Here is a 12,207-nt window from a genome sequence, read left to right on the forward strand (position 1 = left end):
TGCCGCGGGCCGATCGAGGAGCGAGTACCTGCACCGATACGCGCGCGTGCTTGTTGATGGGCGCCCGATGCAACTGCGACCAGGTCGTCGCCGTGAACCGTCGGACTATCGCGGCATCGGTGGTGCCCGGTTCGACCCAGACCCGCACCGCCGAGGGCCAACCGGCCACGCCGATGTCGGCTTCGGCGATCAGGCCCAGGCGACGCAGCACCGTCGCCGCTGTGAAGGCCGTCTGAAGATCCGGACAGCCGTAGATGCGTTCGCGTGACGGCGACGCTCCGTCCATTGATCCGTCGGCCTGATCGAGTGGCTCCACTCGGCTGACCCCGAGGGTCTGCGTCTGCATCAGCGTCTGCTCAGAAGAGGTCAGGACAGCTTGCGCTTGAGGATCTTGCCGGTCGCCGTCATCGGCAATTCCTCGACGATCTGCACGACGCGCGGGTACTTGTAGGCAGCCATCTGCTCCTTGCCCCAGGCGACGATCTCCTCGGCCGTCACGTCCGCCCCGGGTTCGAGGATGACGACCGCCTTGACCTCCTCGCCGTGGCTCTCGTGGGGGACGCCGATGACCGCCGCGAGCGAGACCGCCGGGTGGGTGAGGAGCACTTCCTCGATCTCCCGCGGGTACACGTTGAAGCCGCCGCGGATGATCATGTCCTTGGAGCGGTCGACAATGTAGTACCAGCCGTCGGAGTCGCGGCGGGCGAGGTCGCCGGAGCGGAACCATCCGTCCTTGATCGCGTCTGCGGTGGCCTCGGGTCGGCCGTAGTAGCCCTTCATGATGTTGTGGCCCTTGATCGCGATCTCGCCGACGACCTCGTCAGCCGACTGGCCTTCAGCCGGCTGAGCCTCGTCCCAGGTGTCGGGCCGGAGCAGTTTCATCTCGACTCCCGGCACCGGCGTGCCGATCGAACCGACCCGGATCGGGGCGCCGAGCCGGGAGAAGGATGCGACCGGGGAGGTCTCCGAGAGGCCATAGCCTTCGAGGATCGTGACACCGAAGCGCTTCTCGAAGGCCCTGTGCACCTCCATGGGAAGCGCGGAGCCGCCGGCGACCGCGACCCGCACCGTGGCTGCCACGGCTTCGACGTCGATGCCGGCGCCGTCGAGAGCACTGAGCAGGCCCCAGTACATCGTCGGGACGCCGGCGAAGAAGGTGACCTTCTCCTTCGCCATCAGTTGCAGAGCGGGCCCGGCCTCGAAGCGCGGCAGCATCACCACGGTTCCGCCGTAGAGGAAGCCACCGTTCTGGATGACGGTCTGACCGAAGGAGTGGAACAGCGGCAGGACGCAGAGCAGGGTGTCGGGTTCCTCGATCTTCGCGCCGAAGAGGCTGGCGCCCAGAGCGGCGTTGTCGCGCATGTTGCGGTGCCGCAGTTCGGCGCCCTTGGGCTGCCCGGTGGTGCCGGAGGTGTAGAGGATGACTGCGGTGTCGTCCTCGTCGGTGTCGACGGTCTCGAAGACCGGCGCCTGATCTGCGAGCGCGGCGCCCATGGTCTCGGCGCCCTCGATCGGGGACGGCGCGGCGGGGTCGGCGGTGATGACGAAGAAGTGCTCGCACTTCTCGGCCTCGTTGAAGCCGGCGAAGCCCTCGGCGCCGATGGTCAGCTCGGGGGTGCCCTGGAAGCAGAAGTAGGCCTTCGCGTCGGAGTCGTCCAGGTGGTAGGCCACCTCGCGACCCTTCAGCAGCACGTTGAGCGGGACGACCGTCGCTCCGGCCTTGAGGATGCCGTAGTACACGACCGTGAACCACGGGATGTTGACGCAGGAGAGCGCGACCTTGTCGCCGTGCTCGATGCCGCGGGCGGCCAGCAGGTTGGCCACCTTGTTCGCGGCGGCGTTGACCGCGGCATAGGTCAGTCGGGTGTCTCCGAAGACGATCGCGTCGCGCTCGGGGTGGGCGGCGGCGGTCTCCTCGAGGAGGCTCGCGAGGTTGTAGTCGGTCACGGGTGGTGGCTCCTGTGTGAGTGGTTCGGGGAGTGTCGTGAGAAGTCCCCGGGGCGGGGGAAACGGTCGTCAGGGACGAAGGAGGAACTCGGAGACGAGGGGGCCGAGCTCGGCCGCGCTCGTGACGAGTCCGAGGTGTCCGTCCGGATAGACGTGGGTCTCGGACCGGGGGAGCAGGGTGCCCATCAGGCGAGCGTTCATCAGGGGGATGATCGGGTCGTCATCGCCGGCCAGCAGCAACGTCCGCTGCCGGATGAACGGCAGGAGGGGGAGGCTCGTCCAGCCGGCGCCGGCGAGCAGTTGGCTCGCGTATCCCCATCGACTGCCGACGCCGGGCTCGGCGCCGAGGATGCGAGCCGCGAGTTCCGGCCGGTCACGCATCGCGCCGCCGTAGATCTGAGGAGCGATCTGTGCGGCATATCCGGGGTCCCGATAGCGATGAGGTGTGACCATCTTCGAGAGCACCTCCGGGCCCGCGGGGATCATCAGCGATCCGGTGGCGGTCGCGCAGAGGACGAGGCGCCGGCAGAACCGTGGGTGTTGCCAGGCGAGCTGCTGGGCCAAGCCTCCGCCCCAGGAGATGCCGAGCACATCGGCCCGTTCGTAGCCGATCTGCCGCACGAGCCTGCGCACGAGCGTCGCCATGCCGGAGAAGCGGTAGAGGGTCTTCGGCGGTGCCGATCCGCCTACCCCGGGGACGTCGAAACGGATGACCGGGATGCGCGCATCGAGCTGATCGACGAACGGCGTCAGGAGTTCGAGGCGGGCGCCGATCCCATTGAGCAACACCAGCGGGACCTGATCGCTCTGCACGCCCGGTCGATGGCTGACTCGTACACGGTGCCCGAAGACCGTCCTCGTGGTCGTCTCCGGATCGACGTGGGCGGCAGCCACGGTTCCGTCCTCAGATGTGGAAGGTGTCATCACTTCTCGTGCACGTACGTGCCGGGCGCTGCGCACAGCGGCGGGTGATCCGGGTCTCCGGCCTGCTGCGGTGCGGGCACGAGGTCGCCGCTGCGGGCGGTCAGCCATGCCGAGTACGCGGGCCACCACGAGCCGGTGTGGTGCTCAGCGGAAGCGCGGAAGGCGTCGGGATCGGCGGGGGTGTCCACGGCGCGTTCGTACTGCGCCTTGGGGTTGTCGGGCGGGTTCACCAGGGCGGCGACATGGCCGCTGTTCGACAGCACGAACTCCGTCTTGCCGCCGAGGAGCTGCGTCGAGCGGTAGCAGGACTGCCAGGGCGTGATGTGATCGGCTGCCGCGCCGATGACGAAGGCGTCGACGGTGACCTGGCCGAGGTCGATGGGTGTTCCCTGGCAGCGCAGTGAGCCAGCCTCGACGAGTCTGTTGTGGAGTGCCAGGTCGATGAAGTCCCGGTGCAGCGCCGCTGGCATCCGGGTGGAGTCTGCGTTCCAGTACAGGAGGTCGAAGGCAGGCGGCCTGCGCCCCATGAGGTAGTTGTTCACCCAGTAGCGCCAGACGAGGTCGTCGGGGCGGAGCCAAGCGAACACCTCGGAGAGGGCTGCGCCGTCGAGGTAGCCCTTCCTGGCCGAGCGCGTCGTGGCCAGGCCGGCCAGGTCCGCGTCGAGGAGGACCCGCGAGGATCCTTCGACCTGCTGGTCCAACAGGGTCACCGGCAGGGTCAGGGTCTCGACCTCGCCGCCACGACCCTTGGCTGCGAGGTAGGCGGCCGCGACGGCCGTGATGATCCCACCGGAGCAGGTGCCCCAGGCGGAGGTGCTGGATGACCCGCTGATAGCTCGGGTCGTGCCGAGGGCGTCGATGACCGCCTCGACGTAGGCGTCCAGACCCAGGGCGGCGTGGCGCGACGTCGGGTTGCGCCACGAGACGGCGAAGACCTGGAAGCCGGCCGCGACGAGGTACTCGATCACGCTGCGACCGGGAGCGAGGTCGAGTGCGTAGTACTTGTTGATGGTGGGCGGCACCATCAGGAGCGGCGTCGCGTACACCCGCTCGGTCGAGGCGCCGTACTGGATCAGCTCGTAGAGCTCGGTGCGGCGCACCACGTGGCCGGGCGTGACGGCCAGGTTGCGTCCGACCTCGAACGCGGACCGGTCGACCATCATCGGGATGCGCGGTGCGCTGGACATGTCCTCGACGAAGTTGCGCAGCCCGCGCAGGATCGAGGCGCCGCCGGTGTCGAGCGCCTCTTTGATCGCGGCGGGATTGAGCGGGCTGTTGGACGGCGCCAACGCGCTGGCGACGTTGTCGACGAGGAGGCTCAGCTTCTCGGTCGCGCGGTCGTCGAGGGCCGCATCCTCGAGGAGACGGTGCGCCGTCCGGTGCGTCGCGTGGTGCAGCTGCACCCACCGACGGTAGGCGCCGTTCGACGACCACGCCCGATCGGAGAACCGGCGGTCCGCCGGTGCCGGCGGCGCCGTCCCGAGCCCGATGCGTCCGGCATCGCGGGCCAGGTCCGCGAGTCGGCGACCGGTCGCTCGGGGCCGACGCACCAGCTGCCCGCCCCACGAGAGGATCTCCGGGGCGGGGACGGATCGTCCGGCGCCGACGGCGGCACGGATGAGCATCACATCCAGAGCGAGACTGTGCTCGAGGGCGGGGCTCGGCTCGGGATCGACGTGGTCCGGTGCGTTCACCACTTGCTCCTCCTCGTCCGCTCGACTGCAGTCTGGATTGTGTCGGCGCCGTATCCGCGAGCGCTCATGCAGCCGGCCACACGCCGCTTGCTCCGGTTGTGCATCGGGCACATCGTCCAGCCCCGGATCCCCTGGCGTGGCGAGGCTCAGAGGCCGAGGTCGCGGCCGATGAGCTCCTTCATGATCTCGTTGGAGCCGGCCCAGATCTTGGAGACGCGGGCGTCGCGCCAGGCGCGGGCGACGCGGTACTCGTTCATGAACCCGTAGCCGCCGTGCAGCTGCACGCAGTGGTCGAGCACGTCGTTCTGGATCTGGCTGGTCCACCACTTGGCCTTGGCGGCGTCGACCGGGGTGAGCTCGCCCTTGTCGTGGGCGACGACGCACTGGTCGAGGTAGGCCTCGGAGACCTCGATCTGGGTGAACAGCTCGGCCAGCAGGAACTTCGAGTGCTGGAAGGTGCCGATCGGGACGCCGAAGGCCTGGCGGTCCTTGGTGTACTGCAGGGTCTCGATGAGGATCTGCTTGGCGTGGGCGATGTTGGAGATCGCGCAGCCCAGACGCTCCTGCGGGAGCTTCTGCATCATGTGGATGAAGCCGCCGTCGAGCTCGCCGATGATGTGGTCGTCACCCAGGCGCACGTTCTCGAAGAACAGCTCGGCGGTGTCGGACTCGTCCTGGCCGACCTTGTCGAGCTTGCGGCCACGGCTGAAGCCCGGGGCGTCGGAGGGGATCGCGAACAGCGTGATGCCGCGCGCCTTCTTCTCCGGGCTGGTGCGCACGGCGGTGACGACGATGTCGGCGGAGTAGCCGTTGGTGATGAAGGTCTTCGACCCGTTGATCACCCAGTCGTCGCCGTCCTTGACGGCGGTGGTCTTCAAGGCGGCGAGGTCGGAGCCGCCGGAGGGCTCGGTCATGCCGATGGCCAGCAGGATCTCGCCGGCCGCGACGCCGGGGAGCCAGCGCTGCTTCTGCTCCTCGGTGCCCAGCGCCACGATGTACGGGGCGGTGATGTCGGCGTGGATGCCCCAGCACGAGCCGAGGGCGGCGTTTACCTTGTTCATCTCCTCGGCGGCGACCGCGTTGAAGCGGTAGTCGCCGGCGCCGGCGCCGCCGTACTCCTCGGGGATCTCCAGGCCGAGGAAGCCCTGCTTGCCGGCCTCGAGCCAGAACTCACGCGGGATCGCCTTGTCGGTGGCGTACTCCTCGACGTGGGGGATGACCGACCGCTCCAGGAACTCCCGCACACTGCTGCGGAACGCCTCGTGGTCCTCGTCGTAGATCTCGCGCTTCATGTCACCTTTTCGTCTCACTCGAACATGGGGGAAGGGCACCGGTCGCGGAGGGATCTCCGCGACCGGTGCTCCGGGCCTCGCCTGGCGGGTCAGCGCGCGCTGTGCGCAGGCGCGGGGTCCAGCAGTGCCTTCAGCGAGGCCTCGGGATCGGCCAACGCCCGGCGGTCGGGCGCGAGGCCCTCCGCGATGGCCCTCTTGCTGAATGCGAACTCCTGCGGTCGGTTGACGCAGTCGGCGGCGATGAGGCGGCCCTGCGCGAGGTAGAAGCAGGCGAAGGCGCGGTCCCGGGTCGGATCGCCGCGCAGGATCACCTCGTCGTACCCGATGTTGAGGCCGGCGATCTGCAGCTTGAGGTCGTACTGATCCGACCAGAACCACGGCAGTGCCGAGATGGGGCGGTCGTTGCCGCAGATGCTCGCGGCGACGGACTTGGCCTGCTCCACCGCGTTGGGTACGGACTCGATGCGCAGACGGCGCTCGTAGCGCGCATCGACGTAGGTGGCGCAGTCGCCGGCCGCGAGGATGTCGGGATCGCTCGTCCGACCGTGCGGGTCGATGACGATCCCGTCGCCCACCGCCAGGCCCGCCTCCTCGGCGAGTTCCACGTTGGGAACCACTCCGATGCCGAGGATGACGAGGTCGGCGTCGATACGGACGCCGTCGGTGAGGCGGACGCCGTCGACCCTCTCCCGACCCTCGATCTCCGCGACGCCGACGCCGACGCGGAGGTCGACGCCCTCCTCGCGGTGGACGCGCTCGTAGAAGTCCGACACCTCGGGTGCGGTGACCCGCTCGAGCACGCGGCCGGCCGCCTCGAGCACCGTGACGCCGATGCCGAGGGCGCGCAGGGACGCTGCTGTCTCCAGGCCGATGTAGCCGGCGCCGATGATCACGGCATGGTGAGCATCGCGGGCACTCTCGCGGATGGCCTCCACGTCGGCGACCTCGCGCAGGTAGTGGACGCCGGCCAGGCCCGCCCCCGGCAGGTCCAGCCTGCGGGGGCGCGCTCCGGTGCAGAGGACGAGCTTGTCGTAGCCGATGCGGGTCCCGTCATCGGTCGTGACCTCGTGCCGGTCCGGCGAGATCGCGGTGACGTGGGCGTTGCGGAACGTCACCCCCTGCTTGGCGTAGAAGTCGGGTCGACGGATCAACAGCTCGTCGAGGTCGGCCTTGCCTGCGAGGTAGGCCTTCGACAGGGGCGGGCGCTGGTACGGGAGCGAGGGCTCGCTGCCGATGAGCTCGATCCCTCCCGTCCAGCCCTCCTGGCGCAGGCTGGCGCACAGCTGGGCGCTGGCGTGGCCGGCGCCGACGATGACGACCCGCCCGCCGATCTGGTCGTCCGTCTCGATCGCGTCCACGGTCGGCCCCTCAGGCGAGGTGCGACACGGGCGTGAGCTTGACCATCATCTTGGAGTAGCCCCTGACGAAGTTGGACTGCACGTACTCCGGCTCACCGACGACCTCGATGCGGTCGAAGCGCTCGAGCAGCTCCTCCCACAGGATGCGCAGCTGCATCTCGGCCAGGCGGTTGCCCATGCACCGGTGCACGCCGAACCCGAAGGACATGTGGTTGCGAGCGTTCGCACGATCGATGATGAACTCGTCGGGGTTGTCGAACTGGCGCTCGTCCCGGTTGCCGGAGGCGTACCACATGAGGACCTTGTCGCCCTTGCGGATGAACTGTCCGCCGAAGTGGAGGTCGCGGGTCGCGACGCGGCGCATGTAGGCCAGCGGTGTCTGCCACCGGATGATCTCCGAGACCATGTTGGGGATCACCGAGGGGTTGGCCTTGAGCTTCTCGAACTGGTCCGGGTTCTGGTGCAGGGCCAGGACGCCGCCCGACATCGAGTTGCGGGTGGTGTCGTTCCCGCCGACGATCAGCAGGGTCAGGTTGCCGAGGAACTCCAGGGGCCGCTTGATGATGTCCTTGGTGTCCTCGGAGGTCTGCATCAGGGTGATCAGGTCGAAGCCGGGCTCCTCGCCCCGCTCGAGCCGCGCCGCCTTGTCGTGCCACAGCGACATGAAGCTCACGGCCAGCTGGCGGGTCGCCTCGAAGAACTCGTCCTGGTGGGTGGACCCACCGGTCGCCTCGGCGATGCCGCTGATCGTGTCGGACCAGTAGGTGAGCTTGCGTCGCTCCTCGTAGGGGAAGTCGAGCAGCGTCGCGAGCATGCGGCCGGTGATCTCGATGGAGACGCGGTCGACCCAGTCGAAGGGCCGGTCGGTCGGGAGGTTGTCGAGCACCTCCGCGATCCGGCTGCGGATGAGCGCCTCCATCTCCTTGAGGTTCTTCGGAGCGACGACGCCCTGCACCGCCTTGCGCTGCTGGTCGTGCTTCGGCGGGTCCATCGCGATGAACATCTCGATGTCGAGCGGCACGTCGCCGACGATGATGTCGGGCGAGGCGGAGAAGTCGTCGGCGTTGTTGTCGATCGAGCGGATGTCGGCGTAACGCGTGACCGACCAGAACGGGCCGAAGGGGCTGTCGGCGAGGTAGTGCACCGGAGCCTCGTCCCGAAGACGCTTGAAGTACGAGTGCCACTTGCCCTGCCGGAACAGGAACGGGTTGCTGACGTCGATCTCGGTCAGCGGGACGTCCGCCGCGTCGGGGAGGGCCTGCTCGGTGAACACCAGAGGCTCGTTCCTACCGACGAGTCGCTTGGCCTTCTCCAGGAGGTGCGCGGCCTGGACCTGCTTCTCCACAGGGACCGATCCCTGGATGGTGGTCTGCACCTTGCTCTTCGCGCGTTCGAGAACGCTGTCCTTGGTGTCCATGGAATGTTCCGTGCCTGTCTTGATGGGAGTGGGGATGGTGGCGAGCTACATCTGGAATTCGGGGAGGCGCAGCGTGAGACCGTCCATGGCCTTCGCGGCGACGATCTGGCAGGCCAGGCGGGAGTTCGGTGAGCACTCGGGCGACATATCGAGCATCTGGGTCTCCACGGGGGTCGCCTTCCCGGTGGTGGTGACCCATTCGTCCGACACGATGACGTGGCAGGTTCCGCACGCGGCCTCACCGCCGCAGTCACCGTCGATGCCGGGGATCGCACTCCCGGTCGCGATCTGCATGAGCGACTCGCCCTCGACGAGATCCGCCTCGTGCGAGGTGCCGTCGCTCTCGACGAAAGTGACAGTTGCCATGGGTGTTCCTTCCTAGGACCGAGGACCAGCTCCGACCGCGCGCGCACTGTCGTGGGGTGACGGTGCGCGGTGGCTGCGGTAGCGCCAGCTCGACGATCGGCGGCACTGGACCGCGTCGTCGGCGTCCCCCAAGACTGTGAGCGAGCCGCCTCCTGTCGCTAGTGCGTGTTGCCTAGAAACGACGAGCGGGCTTGTGCTCCAAGTCACGTGGCGGAGGCCTGTCCGACCTCATGCCGCGGTCGCACCTCGGTCTGTCGCCGCGCGACGGCCGAGCCGGCCGTCGTGCTTGGTGCACTAGCCCGTCGTCAGAGGCGCTTCGAGCGGAACGAGATCACGGCGCCAGGTCCGACGGCGTGGTGAGGCCGGCCGGATGGAACAGCCGGACGTGGCGGAGCGCGATCGCGGTCTCGGCGCGCTGGTCGTCTGCGCCGGGTGGCAGCAGGGCCTCGATCTGGTCCATCCGATAGCGCACCGTGTTGCGATGCACCCGCAGACGCTGAGCCGCGACCTCGGTCGAACCGGCCTCGAGGACGGCGGCGAGCGTTTCACGCATCCGTGCCGTCGGGGCGCCGGCAGCCGCTAACGGGCCGATGGTGCGCTGGACGAACCGGTCGAGATCGGGAGTACACCCGAGGAGGGACATCAACGCGACGTGCTCGAACCTCGTGAGAGCGGGCGGCGGCTCCTGGCGCTGCGCGATCTCCTGTGCACGGAGGGCCTCCCGATGCGACAACGCGAACCCCCCGATGCCCGCCGAGGCCGTTCCGACGGCGGCGTGGATCGCACCGGCATGCAAGGTCTTCGTGAGGCTCTCGAGTGCGCCGTGGTCCGGACGACCGCGAGTCGCCACCCACACCCAGAGCTCCGTGCCGCCGGGTTCGACGACCAGGCTCGAGCCCTTGAGACACGATGCGATCGCCGCCGCGGCGTCCCGGATGTTCGACTGAGGGCCCGGTCGCGACGTGCTGAGGACGAGCGCTGTGTTGATCGAGCTCAGGGGGTAGCCACCGAGTTCCTGGGAGGCGATGCGGACGTCCACGGCGCTGCCGTCGTGGAGGATGTTCCTCACGACGTCGAAGAGTCGCGCGCTGGCGTTGCGGCGCAGTTGTGCTCGCGCCCCGTGGTAGACCTCGATCGACGCACTGAGGCTGAGATCGATCCACTGGCTGGCGCGGTCCCACAGCTGGATGAGGAGGTCTGCCGTCCCCAGCGTCGAGTCGGTAGGACGATGCGCCGTCTCCACGGCGTACTTCCAGGTCTCGTTGCGTGCGGCGCGGTAGATCGTCAGGAGCGTCTCCACCGGCAGTTGTCGCGCGGCGACCTGTTCGGCCAGCGTGCGAGCGGACGGGACCAGCGAGAACTCCAGATCGGGTCTCGACAACGCTGTCAGGAACGCGACCCAGTGGTCGTGCACTGCGGACGTGAGGACCTCGTTCAACGAGTGTTTCGTCGTCAGGTCCGGCAGCTCGGAGTCGATGGCACGTCGGGTGCGGTCGACCCACGTGGCCATGGCCGTCGGTCTGAGTTCGCTGGCGACGTAGCCGGGGACCCACTGGTCGAACGGCGCTCCGGAAACCATCGCGCCGCCTTTCGCGTACATCCTGGTGCTGGGGCGTCAGTTCTATCCCGAGAACCACGGCCCGCCCTCTGGCGCCGAGCACAAAGCTGGTCCCTGGTCTTGGGCGCACGAACCCTGTCCGACCTACCGAGTCGCGCGAGACGACGGCTAGGGGAGGCGGGCGACGGCGTTACAGTGCTCGTCGCCTCCGGCGGAGCCGCCGTCCTGGGCGGTAGAAAGGTGGCCCGGGCCAGATGACCGAGCTGAAGTACCTGGTGCGCGAGATCCTCCCGCACCGAGAGGCCCTCACCAACGACGTGGTGAATGCCATCTTGGAGTCGATCCCGGAGTTCGCCAACGATGCACGGCTGAGGTCGCTCCTGGCGGCAGCGGCCACCGAGAACGTCTCTGCATGCATGCACGCGATCGCGCTGGGTTCCAGGCTCGACACGATCGATGCACCGACCGCCGGCATCGAACACGCGCGCATCCTCGCCCAGCGCGAGGTCCCGATCACCGTGCTCCTCCGGGCCTACCGCCTCGGTCAGACCAGGTTCGTCGAGGGGATCTTGGAACTCACCCGGGAGTCGAAGACCGACCTCGGCACCAGCGCCCTCGATCTGGTCCGCGCAGTCGCCCTCTACATCGACCGCATGTCCGACCAGGTCGCCAATGCCTACGAGGTCGAACGCGAGCTGTGGGTCGGGAGCAAGGCGGCGCAGAGGCAGCACTGGGTGGGAGAACTGCTGGGCGGAGACAACCCCGACATCGCACGCGCAGAGGCAGCACTTCGCTACCGACTGGACGCCTGGCACGTCGCGGTCGAGGCATGGCTGCCCGGCGACCAGGACGGCGCAGGCATGCTCGGCGACTTCGATCGCGCCGTCGCGATACTGCGCACCGCCACGCACCTGCGCGGTGAGTACCTCAGCGTCCCGACCGACTCCACCCAGGTCCGCATCTGGTTGTCGGTCCCCGATTCCTTCTCCGTCGATCCCCGGCGTCTGGAGGCCGATCTGCTGGAGGCGGGCAGCCCCGTCCGGTTGGCGATCGGCGCCCGACGACGCGGCGTGGCGGGATTCCGCAGCTCGGCCGACTCGGCCCGCAAGATCAAGTCCCTGGCCGTCGGGGCCGGCATGAAGGCGCCCCAGGTGCTGACGCACGCCGAAGTCGCTCCGATGGCGCTCTTGACCGAGAATGCCGACGAGGTCCGCACGTTCGTCGCCGAGACGCTCGGTGATCTCGCCTCCCTCGACCCTCGATGCCGGGAGCTCAGGGAGACCCTGCTCGTCTATCTCGAGTCCAACCGCAGCTACCACGTGGCAGCCAGCCGTCTCCACGTCCACCGCAACACGGTGCACTACCGGGTCACCCAGGCGATGGAGCAGGTGGGAGGCGATCTCGGAGACGACACCCTCGCCCTCCAGTTGGCTCTCAGCATCTGTCGCTGGAGTCACCAGCACGGCTGATGCCAGCCGTCTGAGCGGGGTGGTCGCGCTGTGCCGCGGCACTCCGAACGGTGTCGTGTCGTCGCCTGCGACGGCATGACGACACCGACTGGGCGACACCGACAAGGTTGCGTCGCAACCTTGTGCTCAACGCCCAGAGAGATCGACGTCACATGAGGTCATGCTTGGTTCCTCCCAGCTAA

The 12,207-nt window shown here is 68.4% G+C and carries 9 protein-coding genes and 1 pseudogene; 1 reads left to right on the top strand and 9 read right to left on the bottom strand.

From position 1 onward, the window contains the following. From ABD671_RS07515 to ABD671_RS07555, 9 genes and pseudogenes are all read right to left on the bottom strand, one after another. On the bottom strand, positions 1-346 hold a 346-nt coding region (locus ABD671_RS07515), incomplete at its 3' end, for a hypothetical protein (protein ID WP_344732673.1). A gap of 20 nt (positions 347-366) precedes the next feature. Continuing rightward, a complete protein-coding gene (locus ABD671_RS07520; RefSeq protein WP_344732674.1) occupies positions 367-1,947 on the bottom strand; it encodes a long-chain-fatty-acid--CoA ligase in 1,581 nt (526 codons plus the stop codon). A gap of 69 nt (positions 1,948-2,016) precedes the next feature. After that, on the bottom strand, positions 2,017-2,841 hold the full coding sequence (gene phaZ / locus ABD671_RS07525) for a poly(3-hydroxyalkanoate) depolymerase (protein ID WP_344732675.1): 825 nt from the start codon (positions 2,839-2,841) through the stop codon (positions 2,017-2,019). A 29-nt stretch (positions 2,842-2,870) separates the two neighbouring features. Then, the gene (locus ABD671_RS07530; RefSeq protein ID WP_344732676.1) at positions 2,871-4,565 is read right to left on the bottom strand and encodes a PHA/PHB synthase family protein; all 1,695 of its coding nucleotides are present in this window, start codon (positions 4,563-4,565) and stop codon (positions 2,871-2,873) included. A gap of 146 nt (positions 4,566-4,711) precedes the next feature. Next, complete coding sequence (locus ABD671_RS07535) at positions 4,712-5,857, bottom strand: acyl-CoA dehydrogenase family protein (protein WP_344732677.1); 1,146 nt, start codon at positions 5,855-5,857, stop codon at positions 4,712-4,714. Between the two features lie 89 nt (positions 5,858-5,946). Then, complete coding sequence (locus ABD671_RS07540) at positions 5,947-7,215, bottom strand: NAD(P)/FAD-dependent oxidoreductase (protein WP_344732678.1); 1,269 nt, start codon at positions 7,213-7,215, stop codon at positions 5,947-5,949. A gap of 25 nt (positions 7,216-7,240) precedes the next feature. After that, positions 7,241-8,632, bottom strand: a pseudogene (locus ABD671_RS07545) (cytochrome P450); the annotation flags it as partial. Positions 8,633-8,677: 45 nt separating this feature from the next. Then, a complete protein-coding gene (locus tag ABD671_RS07550; RefSeq protein ID WP_344732680.1) occupies positions 8,678-8,998 on the bottom strand; it encodes a 2Fe-2S iron-sulfur cluster-binding protein in 321 nt (106 codons plus the stop codon). Positions 8,999-9,329: 331 nt separating this feature from the next. Continuing rightward, positions 9,330-10,508 carry a PucR family transcriptional regulator gene (locus ABD671_RS07555; RefSeq protein ID WP_344732681.1) on the bottom strand — a complete coding sequence of 393 codons (1,179 nt, stop codon included), beginning with the start codon at positions 10,506-10,508 and terminating at the stop codon, positions 9,330-9,332. A gap of 323 nt (positions 10,509-10,831) precedes the next feature. Between ABD671_RS07555 and ABD671_RS07560 the strand changes: the two genes are divergently transcribed. Beyond that, positions 10,832-12,025: a PucR family transcriptional regulator gene (locus ABD671_RS07560; RefSeq protein ID WP_344732682.1), complete on the top strand. Its 1,194-nt coding sequence runs from the start codon at positions 10,832-10,834 to the stop codon at positions 12,023-12,025. Positions 12,026-12,207 lie beyond the last annotated feature (182 nt).

This window comes from Nocardioides fonticola (assembly GCF_039536805.1).
Lineage (GTDB): Bacteria > Actinomycetota > Actinomycetes > Propionibacteriales > Nocardioidaceae > Nocardioides > Nocardioides fonticola.

Bases quoted from the DNA above. Each gene is read 5' to 3' on its own strand.
- ABD671_RS07550 (WP_344732680.1), bottom strand. From the start codon at position 8,998: ATGGCAACTGTCACTTTCGTCGAGAGCGACGGCACCTCGCACGAGGCG.
- ABD671_RS07535 (WP_344732677.1), bottom strand. From the start codon at position 5,857: ATGAAGCGCGAGATCTACGACGAGGACCACGAGGCGTTCCGCAGCAGT.
- ABD671_RS07555 (WP_344732681.1), bottom strand. From the start codon at position 10,508: ATGGCCACGTGGGTCGACCGCACCCGACGTGCCATCGACTCCGAGCTG.